General features: G+C 65.6%; 20 protein-coding genes. 10 read left to right on the forward strand and 10 right to left on the reverse strand.

Annotated features, from left to right (window positions below):
• Positions 1-83: 83 nt before the first annotated feature.
• Positions 84-1,025 (reverse strand): electron transfer flavoprotein subunit alpha/FixB family protein, encoded by a 942-nt coding sequence (locus ACZK2G_RS02765; protein WP_046983196.1) that lies wholly within the window; start codon positions 1,023-1,025, stop codon positions 84-86.
• Complete coding sequence (locus ACZK2G_RS02770; protein ID WP_012509979.1) at positions 1,025-1,771, reverse strand: electron transfer flavoprotein subunit beta/FixA family protein; 747 nt, start codon at positions 1,769-1,771, stop codon at positions 1,025-1,027. The genes ACZK2G_RS02765 and ACZK2G_RS02770 overlap by 1 nt, the downstream gene beginning before the upstream one ends.
• Before the next feature lie 286 nt (positions 1,772-2,057).
• On the opposite strand from ACZK2G_RS02770, the gene ACZK2G_RS02775 reads away from it, so the two are divergent.
• From ACZK2G_RS02775 to rfbD, 6 genes are all read left to right on the forward strand, one after another.
• Positions 2,058-2,432 carry an EamA family transporter gene (locus tag ACZK2G_RS02775; RefSeq protein WP_136638619.1) on the forward strand — a complete coding sequence of 125 codons (375 nt, stop codon included), beginning with the start codon at positions 2,058-2,060 and terminating at the stop codon, positions 2,430-2,432.
• Between the two features lie 91 nt (positions 2,433-2,523).
• Complete coding sequence (locus ACZK2G_RS02780) at positions 2,524-3,399, forward strand: class I SAM-dependent methyltransferase (RefSeq protein WP_169050336.1); 876 nt, start codon at positions 2,524-2,526, stop codon at positions 3,397-3,399.
• 129 nt (positions 3,400-3,528) lie between these two features.
• Complete coding sequence (gene rfbB / locus ACZK2G_RS02785; RefSeq protein WP_046983194.1) at positions 3,529-4,584, forward strand: dTDP-glucose 4,6-dehydratase; 1,056 nt, start codon at positions 3,529-3,531, stop codon at positions 4,582-4,584.
• A gap of 14 nt (positions 4,585-4,598) precedes the next feature.
• Positions 4,599-5,486 carry a glucose-1-phosphate thymidylyltransferase RfbA gene (gene rfbA, locus ACZK2G_RS02790; protein ID WP_046983193.1) on the forward strand — a complete coding sequence of 296 codons (888 nt, stop codon included), beginning with the start codon at positions 4,599-4,601 and terminating at the stop codon, positions 5,484-5,486.
• The gene (gene rfbC, locus ACZK2G_RS02795) at positions 5,483-6,040 is read left to right on the forward strand and encodes a dTDP-4-dehydrorhamnose 3,5-epimerase (protein ID WP_046983192.1); all 558 of its coding nucleotides are present in this window, start codon (positions 5,483-5,485) and stop codon (positions 6,038-6,040) included. Before rfbA ends, rfbC begins: the two co-directional genes overlap by 4 nt.
• Complete coding sequence (gene rfbD, locus ACZK2G_RS02800) at positions 6,037-6,933, forward strand: dTDP-4-dehydrorhamnose reductase (protein WP_046983191.1); 897 nt, start codon at positions 6,037-6,039, stop codon at positions 6,931-6,933. Before rfbC ends, rfbD begins: the two co-directional genes overlap by 4 nt.
• A 73-nt stretch (positions 6,934-7,006) precedes the next feature.
• Here rfbD and ACZK2G_RS02805 read toward each other — a convergent pair whose 3' ends face one another.
• The 3 genes from ACZK2G_RS02805 to ACZK2G_RS02815 form a co-directional block, all read right to left on the reverse strand.
• Positions 7,007-8,410 (reverse strand): mannose-1-phosphate guanylyltransferase/mannose-6-phosphate isomerase, encoded by a 1,404-nt coding sequence (locus tag ACZK2G_RS02805; protein WP_046983190.1) that lies wholly within the window; start codon positions 8,408-8,410, stop codon positions 7,007-7,009.
• 12 nt (positions 8,411-8,422) lie between these two features.
• A complete protein-coding gene (locus ACZK2G_RS02810; protein WP_337302557.1) occupies positions 8,423-9,769 on the reverse strand; it encodes a phosphohexomutase domain-containing protein in 1,347 nt (448 codons plus the stop codon).
• A gap of 96 nt (positions 9,770-9,865) precedes the next feature.
• The gene (locus tag ACZK2G_RS02815) at positions 9,866-12,490 is read right to left on the reverse strand and encodes a DEAD/DEAH box helicase (protein ID WP_295380188.1); all 2,625 of its coding nucleotides are present in this window, start codon (positions 12,488-12,490) and stop codon (positions 9,866-9,868) included.
• A 172-nt stretch (positions 12,491-12,662) separates the two neighbouring features.
• Between ACZK2G_RS02815 and ACZK2G_RS02820 the strand changes: the two genes are divergently transcribed.
• Together ACZK2G_RS02820 and ACZK2G_RS02825 are read left to right on the forward strand one after the other, a co-directional pair.
• Positions 12,663-13,394: a CoA transferase subunit A gene (locus tag ACZK2G_RS02820; RefSeq protein ID WP_046983187.1), complete on the forward strand. Its 732-nt coding sequence runs from the start codon at positions 12,663-12,665 to the stop codon at positions 13,392-13,394.
• A gap of 1 nt (position 13,395) precedes the next feature.
• A complete protein-coding gene (locus ACZK2G_RS02825) occupies positions 13,396-14,028 on the forward strand; it encodes a CoA transferase subunit B (protein ID WP_046983186.1) in 633 nt (210 codons plus the stop codon).
• A gap of 36 nt (positions 14,029-14,064) precedes the next feature.
• Here ACZK2G_RS02825 and ACZK2G_RS02830 read toward each other — a convergent pair whose 3' ends face one another.
• A complete protein-coding gene (locus ACZK2G_RS02830) occupies positions 14,065-16,113 on the reverse strand; it encodes a glycoside hydrolase family 99-like domain-containing protein (protein WP_046983185.1) in 2,049 nt (682 codons plus the stop codon).
• Between the two features lie 118 nt (positions 16,114-16,231).
• Between ACZK2G_RS02830 and ACZK2G_RS02835 the strand changes: the two genes are divergently transcribed.
• Complete coding sequence (locus ACZK2G_RS02835) at positions 16,232-16,819, forward strand: alpha-ketoglutarate-dependent dioxygenase AlkB family protein (protein ID WP_046983184.1); 588 nt, start codon at positions 16,232-16,234, stop codon at positions 16,817-16,819.
• Positions 16,820-16,895: 76 nt separating this feature from the next.
• On the opposite strand, the gene ACZK2G_RS02840 is transcribed toward ACZK2G_RS02835, so the two are convergent.
• The 4 genes from ACZK2G_RS02840 to ACZK2G_RS02855 are packed head-to-tail and all read right to left on the reverse strand — an operon-like array spanning position 16,896 to position 20,414.
• Positions 16,896-17,537, reverse strand: a complete 642-nt coding sequence (locus ACZK2G_RS02840) for an ABC-type transport auxiliary lipoprotein family protein (RefSeq protein WP_046983183.1) — start codon at positions 17,535-17,537, stop codon at positions 16,896-16,898.
• Positions 17,534-18,460, reverse strand: a complete 927-nt coding sequence (locus tag ACZK2G_RS02845) for an MlaD family protein (protein ID WP_046983182.1) — start codon at positions 18,458-18,460, stop codon at positions 17,534-17,536. The genes ACZK2G_RS02840 and ACZK2G_RS02845 overlap by 4 nt, the downstream gene beginning before the upstream one ends.
• A 3-nt stretch (positions 18,461-18,463) precedes the next feature.
• Complete coding sequence (locus ACZK2G_RS02850) at positions 18,464-19,291, reverse strand: ABC transporter ATP-binding protein (RefSeq protein ID WP_046983181.1); 828 nt, start codon at positions 19,289-19,291, stop codon at positions 18,464-18,466.
• A 1-nt stretch (position 19,292) separates the two neighbouring features.
• The gene (locus tag ACZK2G_RS02855) at positions 19,293-20,414 is read right to left on the reverse strand and encodes an ABC transporter permease (protein WP_046983180.1); all 1,122 of its coding nucleotides are present in this window, start codon (positions 20,412-20,414) and stop codon (positions 19,293-19,295) included.
• A 92-nt stretch (positions 20,415-20,506) separates the two neighbouring features.
• Here ACZK2G_RS02855 and ACZK2G_RS02860 point away from each other — a divergent pair, with 92 nt between their 5' ends.
• Positions 20,507-21,766 carry a threonine/serine exporter family protein gene (locus ACZK2G_RS02860; RefSeq protein WP_004142069.1) on the forward strand — a complete coding sequence of 420 codons (1,260 nt, stop codon included), beginning with the start codon at positions 20,507-20,509 and terminating at the stop codon, positions 21,764-21,766.
• Positions 21,767-21,824: the final 58 nt, after the last annotated feature.

Raw genomic sequence — 21,824 nt, forward strand, 5'->3', positions numbered from 1 at the left:
GCGCCAACCATGCTTGGGAAAACACATCGGGGCCAGCGCTGGATGTGCTGGCCCCGACATGATTCAGCAGTACGGCATCGGCTTCAACCCAGCGCCGCTTCCAGCTCCGGCAGGATTGCGAACAGATCCCCTACCAGACCGATATCGGCAATCTCGAAGATCGGCGAATCCGCGTCCTTGTTGATCGCGACAATGGTGCCGGCATCCTTGATGCCGGTCAGGTGCTGGATCGCACCGCTGATGCCAACGGCCACATACAGTTCCGGCGCGATGATCTTGCCGGTCTGGCCGACCTGCAGGTCGCTGGGCACGTAGCCTGCGTCGACCGCGGCACGCGAGGCACCCACCGCGGCACCGAGCTTGTCGGCCAGCTGGAAGATGACCTTGAAGTTCTCTTCCGAACCGACACCACGGCCGCCGGAGACCACGCGCTTGGCGCTCTGCAGGTCAGGGCGGTCGCTGGCACCAGCGGCCAGGCCGACGAAGCGGGTGTGGGTCGGCAGGGCAGCATCGACGCTGGCCGCTTCGATGGCGGCGCTGCCGCCCTGGGCGGCTTCCGGCCACGAGGCGGCACGCACGGTCGCGACCACGATCTGGTCGGCCGGGGCTTCGACGGTGATGATCGCGTTGCCGGCGTAGATCGGGCGCTTGAAGGTGTGGCTGCCTTCGACGCTCATCAGGTCGGAGACCTGGTTGACGCCGAGCAGGGCGGCCACGCACGGCATCAGGTCCTTGCCGAAGGTGGTCGACGGGCCGAACACGTGGCTGTAGCCCTTGGCCAGCTGCGCGATCTGCGGGGCCAGCACCTGGGCCAGGGCCTGGGCATTGGCGGCGTTGGCCACGGTCAGGACCTTGGCGACGCCGGCAATCTTCGCCGCTTCAGCGGCAACGGCGGCCGGGTCGGCGGCCAGCACCAGCACGTCGATGCTGGCACCGGCGATGGCGGTGGCGGCGCTGACGGTCTTGGCGGTGGCGGCGTTGAGCTTGCCGTCGTGGTGCTCGGCGATGACGAGAATCCTGCTCATTACAGCAACCCCTTCTGCTTGAGTGCGGCAACCAGTTCGGCCGCGTCCTTGACCATCACACCCTTGCTGCGCTTGGACGGCGCGGCGTACTGGGTGGTCTTGAAGGTGTCGGCGGCTTCAACGCCGAGGTCGGCCAGCTGCAGGGTCTCCAGCGGCTTGGCCTTGGCCTTCATGATGTCTGGCAGCTTGATGAAGCGCGGTTCGTTCAGGCGCAGATCGGTGGTGACCACGGCCGGCAGATCCACTTCCAGCGTTTCCAGGCCGGCGTCGACTTCACGGGTCACCGTGGCCTTGCCATCGGCAATTTCGAGCTTGCTGGCGAAGGTCGCCTGTGGGCGGCCCCAGAGCGTGGCCAGCATCTGGCCGGTCTGGTTGGCGTCGTCATCAATGGCCTGCTTGCCAAGGATCACCAGGTCCGGCTGTTCCTTTTCGATCAGCTTGAGCAGGGTGCGCGACGCGGTCAGCGGCTGGATGGCCTGGTCGGTGACGACGTGGATGGCACGGTTTGCGCCCATGGCCAGGCCGTTGCGCAGGTGCGCCTGGGCGTCGGCCGGGGCGATGGTGGCAACCACGACTTCGCTGGCGATGCCCTTGTCGCGCAGGCGCAGGGCTTCTTCCAGAGCGATTTCATCGAAGGGGTTGGGGGACAGCTTGACGCCGTCGGTGACCACGCCGGAACCGTCCGGCTTGACCTGAATGCGGACGTTGTAGTCCACCACGCGCTTGTACGCGACGAGGATTTTCATCTGGTACGGGGTCCTTCAGTAACAGGGAGAACGTCCGGTCCTGCAACAGCAACCGGTTCGGGGGTGGGACCCTGATTCTAGCTGGCTTGGGGTGACCATGCGAATGCGTATGGTGTGTCTCGTCGTACAGAGCCGTTCCGCATTTCCGGAACATCTGGCGCCTGTATATGCTGTATGACCATGAACCACTCGCTGAGGCGGAGGACTACACCGGCATGCGCAGGTTTAATGTTGCAATGCAGCTCAATCACGCCGCCCCGCTGTAGCGCCCCGCCAGGAATCTTCGATGACCCGTTCTGCCGCTGTACTGACCCCTGCCGTGATCGCGATGATCCTGACCACCCTGGCCATGCTGGCCAGCGGACAGGTCCTCTTCAAGCTGGCATCTTCGCAGTTGTCGTTCAGCCGTCCGGCCAGCTTCTTCTCCGGCACCCTGATCCTGGCCTTGTTCGTGTATGGCGCAGCCACGCTGTTATGGCTGGCGGTTCTGGCACGTGTGCCGCTTTCAGCCGCATTTCCATTCTATGGCCTGACGTTCCTGCTGGTGCCCGCATTCTCCTGGTGGCTTCTGCACGAGCCGATCCGGCCGCAGACTTGGGTGGGCTCGGTGGTGATACTGATTGGTGTGGTGATCTCTTCCTGGAGTGGCCGAGGCAGCTAGTTTCCTGCTCGGCATTTGACACCATCGGGTTCGCCGGTACGCTCTGTCCACCCTTAGCGTGACCCCGTGGGAAGAACCCGAGGAGAAAATGGTGACTGGACCTGACGAGCTTTGCCCTGGCTGTCATTCCACGCTGAAGGTGGGCCTCCGGCCCTGGCACCGTGTATGCGACGACTGCACCTACGAAGGAAGCACGCTCAGCGTTGACATCGATATCGATGGAAGCGTTGAAGTTGTCGATGAGGCCATGCGCGAGGAAGGGCTGGAGCATCTGCGGCAACGCAATTTCCAGACATTGACCACGGATCTGGGGGCGCGGATCACGCGTACCGATGGCAGACGCCCACGCCTGCTGGACGTCGGATGCGCGCACGGCTGGTTTCTTGAAGCAACCATGCCCCACTTCGAAGTGGTTGGAATTGAACCGGATGCACGCATCGCGGCGATCGCCGCAGCCAAAGGCCTGGATGTGCGCAGGGGTTTCTTCCCTGGCGTGCTAGCGGACGAAGAACGATTCGACGTGATCATCTTCAACGATGTCCTGGAACACATTCCGGACATCGATTCCGCCCTTGAGGCCTGCATCCGCCACCTGACTCCCGGAGGCTGGATTGTTGTCAATGCCCCGGCCCGGACTGGGGTGCTGTACCGCATATCCAGGGCGATGGCCAGTCTCGGGATGCCGGCTTCGTTCGACCGCATGTGGCAGAAGGACTTCCCATCGCCACATGTCCATTATCTGGACGATGCCAGCGTGGCCGCCATCGCCGCGCATCATGGGCTGCGGGTGTCTGACGTCCGCACCTTGCCGTCAATGAGTACCCGGGGGCTCTACGCCCGCATCCGCACCGACCGCAGCGTCTCGTTCGCCAAGGCGATGGCGGTCACGTCGGTGCTGACCCTGGCCAGCCCGATCCTGTCCATGATGCCCGCAGATATCAGGGTCTGGCTGCTTCAGGTTGGCTGAACCCCGGTCGGCGCTCCCCACGTCGGGCGAGGCTGTTCAAGGTCTCGGCGCGCAGTCGTTGTATCCTTCAGCTTTGGAATCCGGCCGCCCCGATGCGGTTGGTATGAAAACTGATCAGGAGAACAGGTAGTGCCCACATGGCTTGTCACCGGCGGCGCCGGATTCATTGGCGGTAACTTCGTTCTCGAGGCAGTTGCCCGCGGCGTAAGGGTCATCAACCTCGATGTGCTGACCTACGCCGGCAACCTGAAGACCCTGTCCAGCCTGGACGGCAATCCGAACCATGTGTTCGTGCAGGGTGACATCGGCGACAGCGCCCTGGTCACCCGCCTGTTGGCCGAACACCGGCCGGATGCCGTGGTGAACTTCGCTGCCGAAAGTCATGTCGACCGTTCCATCGACGGCCCGGGCGCGTTCATCCAGACCAACGTGGTGGGCACCCTGGGCCTGTTGGAAGCGGTGCGGGATTACTGGAAGACGCTGCCGGCCGAGCAGGGCGCGGCGTTCCGTTTCCTGCATGTGTCCACCGACGAGGTGTACGGCACGCTGGGTGAGACCGGCAAATTCAGCGAAACGACCCAGTACGCGCCCAATTCGCCGTACTCGGCGTCCAAGGCAGCTTCGGACCACCTGGTGCGTGCGTTCCACCACACCTATGGGCTGCCGGTGCTGACCACCAACTGTTCGAACAATTACGGCCCGTACCACTTCCCCGAGAAGCTGATCCCGCTGGTGATCGCCAAGGCGCTGGCCGGCGAGCCGCTGCCGGTGTACGGCGATGGCAAGCAGGTGCGCGACTGGCTGTTCGTGTCCGATCACTGCGAAGCGATCCGTACCGTGCTGGCCAAGGGCCAGGTTGGCGAGACCTACAACGTTGGTGGCAACTCGGAAAAGCAGAACATCGAGGTGGTGCAGGCGATCTGTTCCCTGCTGGACCAGCGCCGCCCGCGCGAGGATGGCCAGCCGCGCAGCAGCCAGATCACCTACGTCACCGATCGCCCCGGTCATGACCGCCGTTATGCGATCGATGCTTCCAAGCTGAAGAACGACCTGGGCTGGGAGCCGGCCTATACGTTCGAGCAGGGCATTACCTTCACCGTCGACTGGTACCTGGACAACCAGGAATGGGTCAACGGCGTGCTCGACGGCAGCTACCGACTGCAGCGCATCGGCACCACGGCCTGAACCCGGGAGACAACATGACGCAGCGCAAGGGCATCATCCTCGCCGGTGGCTCCGGCACCCGGCTGTATCCAATCACCAAAGGCGTCAGCAAACAGCTGCTGCCGGTGTACGACAAGCCGATGATCTACTACCCGCTCAGCGTGCTGATGCTGGCGGGCATCCGTGAAGTGCTCATCATCAATACCCCGCACGAGCAGGCGCTGTTCCAGCAGCTGCTGGGTGATGGTTCGCAGTGGGGCATGGACATCCAGTACGCGGTGCAGCCGAGTCCGGATGGCCTGGCCCAGGCCTACCTGATCGGTCGCGACTTCGTCGCCGGCAAGCCGAGCTGCCTGGTGCTGGGCGACAACATCTTCCACGGCCACGGCCTGCGCGAAGTGCTCAAGCGTGCCGATGAGCGCGTGGACGGTGCGACCGTATTCGGCTACTGGGTGAACGATCCGGAGCGTTACGGCGTGGCCGAGTTCGACACAAGCGGTAGGGTCATTGATCTGGTGGAGAAGCCGGAGAATCCGCGCTCCAACTATGCGGTGACCGGCCTGTACTTCTATGACGGCAAGGCCAGCGATCATGCGGCCGAACTGAAGCCGTCGCCGCGTGGTGAGCTGGAGATCACCGATCTCAACAAGCGCTACCTGGAAGAAGGCAATCTTCACCTGGAGGCACTCGGCCGTGGCTATGCCTGGCTCGATACCGGCACCCACCAGTCGCTGCTGGAAGCGTCCAACTTCATCGAGACCATCCAGACTCGCCAGGGCCTGCAGGTCTGCTGCCCGGAAGAAATCGCGTTCGGCCAGGGCTGGATCAATGCAGAGCAGCTGGAAGCGCTGGCTGCGCCGCTGATCAAGAACGGCTACGGCCAGTACCTGCATAAACTCGCTTTGCGTGGAGTTGTTCCGTGAAAGTAATTGAAACCAAGTTGCCCGGCTGTGTGGTGATCGAGCCGGCCGTGTTCGGCGATGCCCGCGGTTACTTCTTTGAAACGTGGAATGCCGAGCGTTTCGCCGCGCTGGGCCTGCCGGATCGCTTCGTGCAGAGCAACGTGTCCACCTCGGCGCAGGGCGTGCTGCGTGGCCTGCATTACCAGTGGCCGCGCCCGCAGGGCAAGCTGGTCAGCGTGCTGGAAGGCGAGGTCTACGACGTGGCCGTGGACATCCGCCGCGGCTCGCCGACCTTCGGCCAGTGGGAAGCGGTGGTGCTGAGTGCGGAAAACAAGAAGCAGTTCTGGATTCCGGAGGGCTTCGCCCACGGTTTCGCCGTGCTGTCCGAGCGTGCGGTGTTCAGCTACCTGTGCACCGAGGTCTACCTGAAGGACTTTGATGCCGGCGTGCGCTGGAACGATGCCGACATTGCCGTGGACTGGCCGGTCAGCGCGCCGACCTTGTCGGCCAAGGACGAGAACGCGCCGTTCCTGAAGGACATCGCTGAAGATCGCTTGCCGGTCTTCGTGCCATGACCGTTCTGGTGTTCGGTGGCAATGGCCAGGTCGGCCAGGAGCTGCTGCGTGCGCTGGCGCCGCTGGGTGAAGTGGTTGCCACCACCCGCAGTGGTCAGCTGCCTGATGGCGGCGCCTGCGAGATGGCTGATTTCGGCCAGCCCGATAGCCTGCCGGCATTGCTGGACCGCCTGCAGCCATCGGTAGTGGTGAACGCTGCGGCCTATACCGCAGTCGATCGTGCCGAGCAGGACACAACGGCCGCCTTCGCCGCCAATGCGGAGGCGCCGGGCGTGATCGCGCGCTGGTGTGCGGCCCATGGCGTGCCGTTCGTGCATTACTCCACCGACTACGTGTTCGATGGCCAGGGCACGGCCCCGTACCGCGAGGATGAACCGACCGCGCCGCTGGGGGTTTATGGCACCAGCAAACGTGATGGCGAAGATGCGGTGCGTTCGGCCGGTGGCCGCCACCTGATCTTCCGCACGGCGTGGGTATATGCCTCACATGGCGCCAATTTCCTGCGCACGATGCTACGGGTGGGCGCCGAGCGCGACCAGCTGCGGGTGGTTGCTGATCAGATCGGCACGCCTACACCGGCCGCGCTGATTGCCGATGTCACTGCGCAGGCACTGCAGCATCCGGGGCAGCTGTCCGGTACCTGGCATCTGACCGCCAGCGGCCAGACCAGCTGGCATGGGTTTGCAGAGGCGATCTTCGCCGAGGCGCTGGCGACCGGTGTGTTGGCGAAGGTGCCGGCCGTCGAGGCGATTCCCAGTTCGGAGTATCCGACCCCGGCCAAGCGCCCGGCATGGTCGGTGCTGGACAACCGCAAGCTGCAGCAGGATTTCGGTATCGAACTGCCAACGTGGCAGGATGGACTGAAGCGGGTCATGGCAGAACTGACCCGCTGACGGTAGCGCCGGGCCATGCCCGGCGCATGCATTGAACCGCTGCGCTCGCCGGCCATGGGCCGGCGCTACCTCACTAGCTGCGCCCGTACGTATCCTCGAAACGCACGATGTCGTCTTCACCAAGGTAGCTGCCGGACTGCACTTCGATCAGCTCCAGCGGCAGCTTGCCCGGGTTGCGCAGGCGATGGGTCACGCCCAGCGGAATGTAGGTGCTCTGGTTCTCGCTGAGCAGGATCACCTCGTTGCCCCGGGTCACTTCTGCGGTGCCGCTGACCACGATCCAGTGCTCGGCACGATGGTGGTGCATCTGCAGGCTCAGCGTACCGCCGGGCTTGACCGTGATGCGCTTGACCTGGAAGCGCTCACCATTGTCGATCGAATCGTAGGCGCCCCACGGGCGGTAGACCTTGCGGTGCCACGTCGCTTCGCTGCGACCGTCGGCCTTCAGCTGCGCCACCACGGTCTTGACCTCCTGCATGCGGTCGGCCTTGCCGACCAGCACCGCATCGTCGGTCTCGACCACGATCACATCGTCCAGGCCGACCAACGCCACCAGGCGTTGCGCGTAGGCGTAGGTATTGCGGCAGTCGATGGCGATCACATCACCCTGGTGGGCGTTGCCGTCGCCGTCCTGCTGCGAGACATCGCGCAGTGCCGTCCACGAGCCGACATCGTTCCAGCCCGCGTCCAGCGGAATCACCACGGCGTCTGCGGTCTTTTCCATCACGGCATAGTCGATGGAATCGGAGGGGACGATGGCGAACGCCTCCTTGTCGAGGCGGGTGAAATCCGAATCGCGACGGGCCTGCTGCCAGGCCTGGCGGCTGCCGGCCAGCATGTCGGGCTGGAAGCGCTCCAGTTCCTGCAGGTAGCGCGAGGCCTTGAACAGGAACATGCCGCTGTTCCAGTAATACTGGCCGCTGCTGACGTAACCGGTGGCGGTCTCAAGGTCGGGCTTTTCGACAAAGCGCTCGACCGCACGCAGACCTTGGCCATCAGCGGCCTTGATGTAGCCATAGCCGGTTTCCGGGCCGGTCGGCACGATGCCGAAGGTCACCAGCTTACCGGCCTCGGCAGCGCTGGCTGCAGCCTGCACGACTGCGCGGAACGCGGCCTCATCGGTGATCACATGGTCCGAGGGCAGCACCAGCAGCAGCGCATCGGCGCTGTCACGGGTGGCCTCCAATGCCGCCACTGCGATGGCGGGCGCTGTATTGCGGCCCACCGGTTCAAGGATGATCGCGGCCGGTTCGGCACCCACCTGCTGCAGCTGCTCGGCAGCGACGAAGCGGTGTTCTTCGTTGGCGATCACCAGCGGGCCATGCGCGGCGATGGGTGCAACGCGCTGCCAGGTGGCCTGCAGCATCGTCAGCTCGCCCGCCAGTGGCAGAAACTGCTTCGGATAGGCCTCGCGCGAGAGCGGCCACAAGCGGGTTCCGGAACCACCGGAGAGGATGACGGGCTGGATGTTGCTCATGATCTTCCTTGATTACTGCTGGACAAGACGGGAAATTTCGTCGGTGCGCGCCTGCATCAACGCTGCGTCACCACGTGCCTCGACGTTCAGGCGCAGCAGCGGCTCGGTATTGGAGCTGCGCAGGTTGAAGCGCCAGTCGCCGAAATCGGCACTGATGCCGTCGGTGTGGTCCAGCGCGGGCGACTGCGTTGCGAAGTGCTCCATCACGCGTGCCACGGCAGCCTTGGCATCTGCAACCTTGAAGTTGATCTCGCCACTGCAGGGATAGGCCGCCATGCGGTCCTCCACCCAGTCGGCCAGCGAACGTCCACTTTCCGAGACGAGCTGCGCGATCAGCAGCCACGGGATCATGCCGGAGTCGGCATAGGCGAATTCGCGGAAGTAGTGGTGGGCGCTCATCTCGCCGCCATACACCGCATCCTCGGCGCGCATCTTTTCCTTGATGAAAGCGTGGCCGCTCTTGCACAGCACCGGCACGCCGCCTGCCTGCTCCACCATTTCCACGGTGTTCCAGACCAGGCGCGGGTCATGCACGACCTTGCCGCCCGGATTGCGCGCGAGGATGGCCTTGGCCAGCAGCCCGACCAGGTAGTAGCCCTCGATGAAACGCCCGCTGTGGTCGAAGAAGAAGCAGCGGTCGAAGTCGCCGTCCCAGGCGATGCCGAAGTCGGCGCCGTGCTCGCGCACGGCTTCAGCGGTGGCGGCACGGTTCTCCGGCAGCAGCGGGTTGGGAATACCGTTGGGGAAGTTGCCATCGGGTTCATGGCAGATGCGGATGAACTCGAACGGCAGGTGCGGGGCCAGCAGGTCGACGATGGCACCGGCGCCGCCGTTGCCGGCATTCACCACCAGCTTCAGCGGCGTGAGCTTGGCGGCGTCGACGTAGCTCAGCAGATGCTGGATATAGGCGCTCTTGTCATGCTGGGCGGTCTGCCCGGCGCGCGGCGGCTGGGCCTCGGACGCATCGGCGGCGACCGCATCGGAGATCGCGAACAGGCCGGTATCGGAGCTGATCGGACGGGCATTCTCCTTGACCAGCTTCATGCCGTTGTAATCCATCGGGTTGTGGCTGGCGGTCACCATCACGCCGCCGGCCGCGCCGAGGTGATCGGTCTGGAAGTAGACCTCTTCGGTGCCGCACAGCCCGATGTCGATCACTTCGCGACCCACGCCACGCAGGCCCGATGCCAGCGCATCCTGCAGCGCCGGGCTGGTCAGGCGAACGTCGTGGCCAAGCACCACCGGACCGGGAGCGAGCTGCGCAGCCAGGGCGACGCCAATGCGGCGGGCCAGCTCTTCGTTCAGTTCTTCCGGCACACGGCCGCGGATATCGTAGGCCTTGAAGGCGGGCAGGGGCATCGATCAGATCCTTTGTGAGCTCAGTCTTTCATTGTAGCGCCCGACCCGTATGGGAATCGTTTCCATCAGGCAACGCCAGGTGACTGATGTTCGATATCAGGCCTGCGCTGGCCGCCTGCCGGCCCGGCCAGGGCGTTTGGCCGGTGCGCCCGGCAACGGTGCCAGCAGCGCCTGCACGTCCTCTTCGCTGAAGCGTGGTCCGGCGCTGCCGCCGCCTTCAAGAATCGATTCGGCCAGCATCGCCTTGCGCTCCTGCAGTTCGGCGATCCGTTCTTCGATGCTACCGGCGGCAATCAGCCGGTAGACGAAGACCGGCTGCTGCTGGCCGATGCGATGGGCACGGTCACTCGCCTGGTTCTCAGCCGCCGGATTCCACCAGGGATCAAAGTGGATGACGGTGTCGGCGGCGGTCAGGTTCAGCCCCACGCCACCGGCCTTCAGGCTGATCAGGAACAGCGGCACTTCGCCCTGCATGAAACGCTGTACCGGCGTGACCCGGTCCTGGGTATCACCGGTCAGGGTCACATAGGCCAGGCCCAGCCCGTCGAGCGCCTGCGCGATCAGCGCCAGCATGCCGGTGAACTGCGAGAACAACAGGATGCGGCGGCCTTCCTCGACCATCGACGGCAGCATCTCACGCAACAGCTCCAGCTTGGCCGAACCGGCATTGCGTGCCGGTGTTTCGCCCGGCAGCAGGCGCGGATCGCAGCAGACCTGGCGCAGCTTCAGCAGCGCATCCAGTACCCTGATGTGGCTGCGTGCCAGTCCGCTGTCGCTGATCGCCTCGCGGACCTGCTTCTCCATCGCCGCACGCACGGTTTCATAGAGATCACGCTGCCCGCCCTCCATCGTTACCGCACGGGTGATGAGGGTCTTTGGTGGCAGCTCGGCAGCCACCTGGTCCTTGCGCCGGCGCAGGATGAAAGGGCGCAGCCGCTGTGCCAGCAGCTGGGCACGGCGCTGGTCGCTGCCGCGTTCGATGGGGTGGCGCCAATGCTGGTTGAACTGCTTTTCGCTGCCGAGCAGCCCGGGCAGCAGGAAGTCGAACTGCGTCCACAATTCGCCCAGATGGTTCTCCAGCGGCGTACCGGTCAGGCATAGACGGTGGCGGGCCCGCAGCGTGCGCAGCGTGACTGCCGCACGTGATTTCGGGTTCTTCACCTGCTGCGCCTCATCCAGGATCAGCAGATGGTAGGAGTGCGCCTGCAATGCCTGCTCGTCGCGCCACAGCAGGGGATAGGTGGTGAGCACGAGGTCATGTGCGGGAATCGCGTCGAACAGCGTCTCGCGGGCCGGTCCGTGCAGGGTCAGTACGCGCAGTCCCGGGGTGAAGCGCGCGGCTTCGCTCTGCCAGTTATGCAGCAGCGAGGTCGGCACCACCAGCAGCGTCGGCCGGTCCAGACGGCCGCTTTCCTTTTCGACCAGCAGATGGGCCAGGGTCTGCAGGGTCTTGCCCAGCCCCATGTCATCGGCCAGTACGCCGCCCAGCCCCTGCTGGCGCAGGTACTGTAGCCACGACAGGCCTTCCAGCTGGTAGGGGCGCAGCGTAGCGTGCAGCCCTTTGGGTGGCGGTACCGCGGCCATGGCCGGCGCATCCAGCAGGCGTTGCACGCGCGCACGGGTATCGTCGCTGGCGTGCAGGCGCAGCTGGGCGGCTTCCTGCAGTGCCTGCAGGCGGCCGCGGTCATGTGCCTGCAGGCGCAGGGATTGTCCAGAGTCGCTGAACAGATCCGCCAGCAGCGCGATCACCGGTTTCAGGCGACCCGCCCGCAAGGCGAGGCGTTCATTGTCCGCCGTCGTCAGCAGCACGTTTTCGTCATCGCTGATCGCATCCAGCTGGCCGCGCAGCCAGCGTGGATCCGATTGCAGTACGGCCTGCAACAACGGAACCAGCGCGACGCTGCGGCCATCGACCTCGATGGTCAGGGCCAGGTCGAACGTGGCGCTGTCGGCCGGCGCCGCCTGCAGGTCCAGATCAATCTGGTCTACGCGGAAGATGCGATGGCGGAAGGCATCGTCGGTCTCTATCTTCCAGCCCAGTGCCTCCAGCCGCAGCACGTCCTCCAAAAGGAAGCGGGTCCAGTCGAAACTGCGCAGCTCGAACAGTGGCCCACCACCATCCAGCGCGATGCGCGGTTGCCGTTCGCGGTGCAGGTGCACGCTGTGAAGTTCAGTTTCCCGCCGTGCCTCCTCGTGCAGGTCACGCGGCAGCAGGTAGAGCTGTCCCTCGGCGTCATGCACGAACAGCGACGGGTCATCGAGAAAGCGCACGTGCTCGTCGTACTCGAAGGCGACGGTAGCGACGTCCAGCCACTGCGAGGCATCGCGCTCGGTAAGCCAGGCAGGACGGTAGTCCATGCTGTGCAGATGGAGAATAGGCGTCATCGCCTGGATCTGCAGGGTAGGCAGTGTCGGATGGGCGGCCGGACGCAGCGAGCCGCTGTCTCCCTCCAAGGAGGTCTCCAGCGCAGCCAGCAGCACGGCGGCAACATGCTCGCAGTGACCTCCCGCAGGACAGGTGCAGCGACTCTGCAGGGGGCTATGCGGTGTGCGGGCGCTGGCTTCCAGGTCGATCATCACCTGCCGGGCTTCGACCTGCGCGGTCAGCAGCGGCGCCCTGTAGCCCAGTTCACGCACTGCCGATACGCGTTGTCTGCCCTTTTCCAGTGTCCCCGCATCCAGCCAGCGGGACAGTTCCCCTCCGGTGAATACTTCGGCCATGCGTCGTCCTGTCCTCTCCATCTGCAGCAGGCGTTGCCCGGGGCACGCAAGCGGGGAAGGGGACATTCTACGGATTGGCAGCCCGTCATGCCGAGTCATGCTGCGGCGCATCCCAGCCGGTAACGGGTGTGCCGCTAGAATGGCGGGATTCTCACCGGGTAGGGCAGTAGAGATGCAGCAATCGACTTCCAGCAGCACGCGCAGCAAGCGTTTCGCCTCTGCGGCAGACGCACTGCAGGGTGTGATCGCCGATGGCCAGACCCTGGCCGTGGGCGGCTTCGGCCTGTGTGGCATTCCCGAGGCGCTGATCGCCGCGCTGCGCGACAGTGGCGCCAAGGGCCTGACCGTGATCTCAAACAATGCCGGCGTTGACGGCTTCGGCCTCGGGCAGCTGCTGGAAACCCGGCAGATCAGGAAGATGATCTCGTCCTACGTGGGCGAGAACAAGGAATTCGAGCGCCAGTTCCTGGCCGGCGAGCTGGAGCTGGAATTCAATCCGCAGGGCACCCTGGCCGAGCGCCTGCGTGCCGGCGGCGCGGGCATCCCGGCGTTCTTCACTGCCACCGGCTACGGCACCGTGGTGGCCGAGGGCAAGGAAACCCGCGAGTTCGACGGCAAGCACTACGTGATGGAGACCGCGCTGCGTGCCGATGTCGCGCTGGTCAAGGCGTGGAAGGCCGACGAGGCTGGCAACCTGGTGTTCCGCAAGACCGCACGCAACTTCAATCCGGCCTGCGCGATGGCCGGCAAGGTCTGCATCGTGGAAGTGGAAGAGGTGGTGCCAGTCGGCGCGATCGATCCCGACCAGGTGCACCTGCCGGGCATCTACGTGCACCGGATCGTGCACAACCCCACCCCCGAAAAACGTATCGAACAGCGCACCATCCGCGCGGAGGGCAACTGACATGGCGTGGACCCGCGATGAAATGGCGGCACGCGCCGCCCGCGAACTGACCGACGGTGCATACGTGAACCTGGGCATCGGCCTGCCGACCCTGGTTGCCAACCATATTCCCGAAGGCGTGGACGTGTGGCTGCAGTCGGAAAACGGCCTGCTTGGCATCGGTCCGTTCCCGACCGAAGCCGAGGTCGACGCCGACCTGATCAACGCCGGCAAGCAGACCGTCACCGCGCGTGCCGGTGCCAGCTACTTCGGCAGCCACGACAGCTTCGCGATGATCCGCGGTGGCCACGTCAACCTGGCCATCCTCGGCGCCATGCAGGTCACCGACAAGGGTGACCTGGCCAACTGGATGGTGCCCGGCAAGATGGTCAAGGGCATGGGCGGCGCGATGGACCTGGTGGCCGGCGTGCAGCGCGTGGTGGTGCTGATGGAGCACACCGCCAAGAACGGCGAACACAAGATCCTCGCCGAATGCACGCTGCCGCTGACCGGTGTGGGCGTGGTCGACCGCATCATCACCGATCTGGCTGTGTTCGACGTGACTGACCAGGGCCTGTTGCTGGTGGAAGCGGCACCGGGCGTCAGCGATGACGAGCTGAAGGAAAAGACCGGCGTCGCGTTCCAGCGTGGCTGATCGATACGGGGAGGGGGCGTTGTGCCCCCTTCATCCTCAGCTGCGTCGGGCGTAGGCGTACTCGTCGCTGCTGGCATCGGCCTCGCCGAGGCACGCTGCGGCTGTCGTGACGCGCAGTCCGGCGTGTTCACAGCAGGCGCCCAGCACACGTTCAATGGCATGGGCCAGCGTTCCGTCGATCTGGCCCTGCTCGTCCTCGAACGCGCTGCGATGCAGATGCGCGTCCAGCAATGGACGCAGGGCCTGCAGCCGCCACCAGCCCATGCTGCCGGCGCCAAATTGACTGGCGTCCGCTGGTGTTTCCAGCCCAAGTCGCGCCTGCAGTCGTGCCAATGCGGGACCATTGCCGCCTATGAAATCGGCGACGGGCAACAGATGTCCTTCGGCGACCACCATGCCCAGTGCGGGGTCGGCCTGGAACGCGGCATGGATGCGTGCGGCACGTCCGCCCTGTACCAGTCGTTGCAGTAGTTCCTGCCGCCACTGGTCGCCATCGGCGCGATGGGTTGAACGCTTCGTGTGGAGTTTCAGCACCACATCGTGACCAGCCTGCAGCAGCCGTTCGGAGACCTCAAGGAACGGAAGAATGTCGCGACCATGGTTATCTACGGCGATGACCTCACCCTGCAGCCCATGTGCCACAAGAGCCTGCCTGGCCAGATCCACCTGTTGTGCCGGCGTAGTCACCACGATTGTCCAGTCGAGGGCGGCCTCGCGCAGTGCGGACAATACCTCCGGCAGCGTTTCCAGATACCAGGCGTGGAGATGTACTGCCGGTTTCTGACGCAGTGCCGGAGCAGGCGCCAGCGCATCGCGGGTGGCCTGCAGCCAGGCATGACCCAGCCGCGCATCCGGTTCCAGCACGGCGCCTTCTGCCCATTCGTTCCAGGCGTTGATGAAGACCATGCGCTGCGCCTGCGGTGCAGCGGACAGGCGCTCATGGATCGTGGTGCGCAGCCAGTCGCGATAACCGCGCGGTGATGCATGCAGGTAGACGCGGCCGCGACCGGAGCGACGCGCCTCATTGTCCCAGCCGGGGTTCACGCCAGGGTAGAGCGGATAGTCTGGCAGCGGCCGTGATGCGATCTCGGTGGCCAGTTCGCGCCAGTCGCGGACATCGCCATTGAAGGCCGGATTGAGCAGCCATTGCTGCGCCGACAGAGAGCGCGGATTGCTCATGTTCGGCGGGAACTCTACTGCCGCATCGAAGCCGATGTCGCGGGGATCCGGGCGCTCGAAGCCCTGCACGTACGCCAGATGGATTTCGCCGACGCCATTGTCGCGGCACCAGCGGCGCCAGCGCTCGGTGGTCGCCCGGGCGTCGGGCAGCAGGTGCGGGCGATAGACCAGCAGCATGGGCCGGCCCTCGACCTTCAATGCGCGGCGGTCGCGCAGGTAGGGCGCGACATGTGCGATGAAGGCCAGATCATCCTCGGCGCTGTGCTGCTGGCCGATCAGGATGTCCTCGTCGCGGCCGTCCCAGCGTCGTGCCCAGTTCTCGTTGGCCCAGCACAGGCAGAACGGCAGTTCGATGCTGTCGTCGGCCAGCCAGTGGCGCAGCGGGTCCTCCATCAAAGTGCGGCCACTGAACCAGTAGTAGTAGAAGCAGAACGCGCCGATACCGTACTCAGCTGCGAGGCGTGCCTGGTCCCGCATTACCTGAGGGTTGCGCAGGTCGTAGAAACCCAGGTCTGCCGGCAGGCGCGGCTGGATGTGGCCCTCGAACTGAGGCAGCGCGCGGGTCACGTTGCGCCATTCGGTAAAGCCCTTGCCCCACCAGGCGTCATTCTCGGGAAATGTGTGGAACTGCGGCAGGTAGAACGCGACCAGCGTCGCCGGCAAAGGAGACGGCAAGGTCGCCTCACGCCATGGCACGTGGCCGATCGCCGGCTCGTCTGCACGCCAGCGCAGCTGGGCGCTGGCGCCGGTGCCCCCCTCAGCCTGCTGGCCCTTGGGTGGCGGCGGTACCCAGTCGCCATGCCGCGCCAACAGCCGGGTGCGCAGCCGGTCACGCTGCGCCTGTGGCAGCGGCAAGGCCCGGAACATGGCGCGCAGCAACGGGAACAGCGACTGGCGTACGCTCATCGGGCTGGGCCCCACGAAAGGGGGCAAGCGGACGGCATCAGCATCTGGGCAATGGTCATGGGGCCATTTTCGGTGCTGGCGGTCATGACAGCAAACGCCGGCGTGCTAGCGTGTGGCCATGCTGTTCCCCGATGACCTGCCCGATGCCGACGTCCAGCACCTGCCGGGCTGGCTGGCCGCAGCCGATGCCGATCGGCTCCTGACCGCGCTGCAGGCCGAAGTCCCGTGGGAGGTCCACCGCATCCGCATGTTCGGCAACTGGGTGGATTCGCCGCGGTTGAGTTGCTGGATCGGCGATCCGCAGGCGCGCTACCGCTATTCCGGTGCTGAATTCGTGCCGCACCCCTGGCCGCTGTCGCTACAGGGTGTGCGTGAGCATCTGGAAACCGAAGGCATCGGCCGCTTCAACAGCGTGCTGCTGAATCGCTATCGCGGTGGTGGCGACTACATGGGCTGGCACAGCGACGACGAGCCGGAGCTGGGGCCGGCGCCGCTGATCGCCTCACTCAGCCTGGGCGCAGTGCGGCGGTTCCTGCTGCGCCGGCGCGATGACCCGGCGCGGAAGGCCGAATTCCTGCTTGGCCATGGCGACCTGCTGCTGATGGCCGGCCAGACCCAGCGCTTCTACCAGCATGCGTTGCCGAAGACGGCGCGGGTGCAGGGTGAGCGCATCAACCTGACCTTCCGCTGGATTACGCCGCGTTGACGAAGAAGGGGTCAGATCCCTTTCCTGCCGGAAAGGGATCTGACCCCGTAACTCACGTGCCCGGCGAATGCGGCGATCAGCGCGCGATGGTCGGCTGGTCGGCCTGCCCGCTCTGCAGCGTCCAACCGACCACATCCTGCGCCAGCTGCTGCAGGCCACGTTCGAAGGCGGCGGTCACCGCCGGCACGTCGGTGCTGCCGACCGGCTGCGACTGCCGGAAGGTACGGTCAGCGACCACGCGCTGGTCGGCGACGTGGATCAGCTTGGCGTTGACCTCGATCACCACCGTCGGCGTCGCCTGGCCCTGGTAGTCCGATTCGAAACGGCGCACGTCGGTGGACAGCTTGTAGTCGGCACGGATGCCGGCGGTGCTGCGGGCCACGCCACGGATCCGGCCGGAATCCTCGAAGCCGCGCAGCAGGGTGTCCTCGATCATGTCGGTGGCCGGCTGCGCCCAGCTGGCCCCCTTGTAGATCTCCAGCTGCGATGGCGTCGGCCGCACGTTGATGCGTGGGCTGTCGACCATGCGTGCGGCGCTGGGCTTGGCCAGCACCAGCTGCCAGCTGGCCTGCGGCCACGCCGGATCCGGCTTCACCTGCACGGACGGCGAATACAGCGTCACCGCGGTCTTTTCGCTGCTGCCGAGGATGGAGCAGCCGCCCAGCAGGGCGACCATCGAAGCGGCCAGCAGCAGGCGCGGAAGGGTGGTCGGGCTCATTGGGGTTCGAACTCCTTCGGGGCGTCGCGGCCAAGCAGGTAGCGCGCGGGGTTGTTCTCGAGGCGGTCGCTGACCCGGCGCAGGTCGCGGATCAGCCCGCGCAGTTCGGTCAGCGTCGGGCCCAGCTGGCCGAGGCCGTCGTTGGCAAAGCTGTTGATCGCGGCACGGTTCTCGCCAAGGATCGAATCGGCGTTGCCGGCGGCCGAGTCGAGCTTGACCAGGGTGCCGTCGAGCTTGTCGATGATGCCCGGCAGCTGCTGCACCAGGTTCTTGTCCAGCCGCTCGATGGTGCCGTTGGTGGTCTTCAGCGTGGTGTCGAGGCTGCGTGCGGCGTCACGCGCGCTGAGCAGCAGTGCCTGGGTGCCCTGGTCGCGGTCGGCCAGGCCGCCGCTGATGGTTTCCAGGTTGGCCAACGTTGCGTTGATCGACGCAACGTTGCGGTCGCTGAGGATCTGGTCCATGCGCTCGACAATGCGGTTGGCGACGTCGGTGATGTTCTGCAGGGCCGACGGCGTGGTCGGAATGATCGGCGCCGGGTCCTTGTTGACCGTGGTCAGTGCCGGCGACTGCGGCGTACCACCGCTGAGCTGGATGATCGACGGGCCGGTCAGGCTGGTGATCGCCAGCTTGGCACGGGTATCGGTCTTCACCGGCGTGTTGGAGTTCAGGCGTATGCGTGCCACCACCTGGCGCGGGTCGTCCGGTACCAGGTTCAGTTCGGTGATCGAGCCCACCGCGATGCCGTTGTACTGCACCGGGCTGCCCACCGACAGGCCGGTGACCGCCTCGCGGAACACCACGCGGTATTCCTGCCAGGTGCGGTCGGAGGAGTACTTGGCGGCCCACAGGCCGAAGGCCAGCAGGGCCAGGCCGGTGATCAGGGTGAACGCGCCGATCAGCACGTAGTTGGCTTTGGTTTCCATGGCTCAGGCACTCTCGATCTGTTCGCCACGCGCGGCGCGCGCGCGGGGTCCGTGGAAGTATTCCTGGATCCACGGATGATCCAGTTTCTCGATGTCAGGCAGCGGCGCATTGGCCACCACCTTGCGGTCGGCGATCACCGCCACCCGGTCGCAGATCGCGTACAGCGTGTCCAGGTCGTGGGTGATCAGGAACACGGTCAGGCCCAGTGCTTCCTGCAGGGTCTTGATCAGGCGGTCGAACGCCGCCGCGCCGATCGGGTCCAGTCCAGCAGTGGGTTCATCCAGGAACAGCAGCGGCGGGTCCAGGGCCAATGCACGGGCCAGGCCGGCACGCTTGCGCATGCCGCCGGACAGCTGCGAGGGCAGCTTGTTGATCGCATCGGCGGGCAGGCCGGCCAGCTTCACCTTCAGCAGCGCCAGTTCGTAGTGCCAGCGCTCGGGCAGTTCGCGGTGATGCTCCTTCAGTGGTACCTGCACGTTCTCGCCCACGGTCAGCGAGGAGAACAACGCACCGTCCTGGAACAGCACGCCGGTGTTGCGTTCGATGTGCAGGCGGCTCTCGGCGTCGTCGGCGCGCGCATCGCGGCCGAGCACTTCGATCTGCCCGGCATCAGGCACGCGCAGGCCGAGGATCGAGCGCATCAGCACCGATTTGCCGGTACCCGAACCGCCCACCACGCCGAGGATTTCGCCTCGGCGCACGTCCAGGTCCAGGTCCTCGTGCACAGTCTGGCTGCCGAAACGGTTGACCAGTCCGCGCACGCGGATGGCCAGCTCGTGGCCGTCGTCGTCCTGCATGGGAATTTCTTCGGGCGTCGGATGCGTGCTCATGTCACCAGTCCATGTGCATGAACCACAACGCCGCGAAGGCATCGATGATGATCACCAGCGAAATCGTCTGCACCACGCTGGAGGTAGTGCGTTCGCCGACCGACTGCGCCGTGCCTTCGACCTTCAGGCCTTCCAGGCAGCCGATCAGGCCGATCACCAGCGCGAACACCGGCGCCTTGGACAGGCCGACCAGCATGTGCCGCACTTCCATCGTGTCGTGCATGCGGGCGATATACATCTGCGGCGGGATATCCAGGTCGAACGCGCCGACGGTGATGCCGCCGGCCAGGCCGGCGACCATTGCAATGAAGGTCAGCAGCGGCAGGGTGACCAGCAGCGCCAGCAGCCGTGGCAGTACCAGCAGGTCGATCGGGTCCAGGCCCAGCGTGCGCATCGCATCGATTTCCTCGCGCGCCTTCATCGCACCGATCTGCGCGGTGAACGCGCTGGCGGTGCGGCCGGCCAGCACGATTGCGGTCAGCAGCACGGCGAACTCGCGCAGGAAGGCGATGTTGACCAGTTCGACCACGTAAATCTCGGCGCCGAAATCGCGCAGGATGGTCGAGCCGAGGAAGGCGATCACCGCGCCGACCAGATAGGACAGCAGCGCCACCAGCGGTACCGCGTCCAGCCCGACCTGCTCCATCTGGTGCACGGTCGCGGTCATGCGGAAACGGCGCGGCTCCTTGACCAGGCGGGCGGCCTTGACCAGGTTCTCGCCAAGGAAACTGCACAGCGCCTTGATGTTGTGGCCGGTGGTGTGGACGCTGACACCCAGCCGCTCCAGCGCGGCCAGCACGCCGAAATCGCGCTTGGGCTTGGGCCGGTCGTCGGCCACTTCCTCGATGGTGCACACCAGCGCCTGATGGTCCGGACGGAACTGCAGCGCGTCCTCGCCGAGGTCGGCGCGATGGGCCACGCGCAGCACCTGCAGCACGCCCGCCGAATCCATCTTCTCGATGCCGGTGGCATCGATGCCGGTCAACGTGTCGGGAACGTCGCGCAGGACTTCGGCCGCGGCCAGCGCGGTCTTCAGGGTCCAGGTACCGGACAGGCGGATCAGGCCCGGGTCATGGGCATCCTGTTCGAGCTGGGGGGCGTGGTTCGGGGTCACTTGGGCCATTCGGGTCGCAGCATAACCGTTCTGAATCGGGCTTCGCGTCGAACTCGGATGAATTTCTCCGGTAAGCCCCAGCCTAGGTAATACTACGGCGCATGTCCGCAGACGCTCACACGATCCCCACGCCCCAGGCCACCTACGCACAGCGCGTGGCCTTTGTTTCCGAGATCGCCGGACGCCTGCACAGCTACGGCACAACGGCCCAGCGCCTGGAAACGGCAGTGGTGGCACTGGCACGCCAGCTCGATCTGGATTGTGAACCGTGGTCGAATCCCACCGGTATCATTCTCAGCTTCAGCGACCCGGCGCAGGCGATCGGCTCCAGTGACATCACCCGCGTGATCCGCCTGGCGCCCGGTGAAAACGATCTGCACAAGCTCAGCGTCGCCGACCATATCGCCGAGGAAGTGGCCAATGGGCGGATGAGCATCGCCCAGGGCCACACCGCGCTGCGCCAGCTGGACAAGGATCCGGGCCGGCGCGGCAAGCTGCGCACCATCCTTTCGTTTACTCTCGGTGCGGCCGGCGTGGCCGGCATGTGGAAGCTGCCGTGGCTGGACATCGCCACCGCCGGTGTCATCGGCTTGATGATCGGCCTGCTCGGCATGGTCACCGATCGCCGCCCGGCCACCCGCGAGGCAGCCGAGGCACTGGCTGCGCTGCTGGCCGGCCTCGTGGCCACGCTGGTGGCCTCCTTCGTTGGCGCGCTCAACCTCAACACGGTGATCATCGCCTCGCTGGTGGTGCTGCTGCCGGGCATGTCGCTGACCAATGCGGTCAACGAGCTGGCCAGCCAGCACTGGGTGTCGGGTACCGCGCGCTTCGCCGGTGCGTTGACCACCATCATGAAGCTCAGCGTAGGCGCGATGATCGCGGTGACCCTGGCCGACGTGCTCGGCCTGGATCCGGTGATCCGTGCGACGCGTCCGCAGGGGCCGTGGGTCGAGTGGGGTTCGCTGCTTACCGCGGCCTTCGCTTTCGCGATGCTGTTCAAGGCCAACCGCCGCGACTATCCGTGGGTGATCGCCGCCTCGGTGGCCGGCTATGCGATCTCAAAGTTCGGCGGCCATGCCTGGGGAGCGCCGGCAGGCATCTTCCTGTCGGCGATGCTGCTGACCGCCGGTGGCAACCTGTTCGGCCGCCTGGTCGGGCGCCCGGGCGCGATCATCCGCCTGCCCGGCATCATCATGATGGTGCCCGGCAGCACCAGCCTGCGTGGCGTGCTGACCCTGGTCCAGCAGCAGGACGTAGGCGCCGGCCAAAGCGTGTTCCTGACCGTACTGAACGTGGTGATGGCGCTGGTCGCCGGCCTGCTGTTCGGCAACCTGCTGATGCCGGCCCGCAAAACCCTGTAGGTGTGGACCGTTGGTCCACACACCGAAGAATGAAAAACGCCGGCTTTCGCCGGCGTTT

This window comes from Stenotrophomonas sp. 107298_Sma (assembly GCF_056480345.1).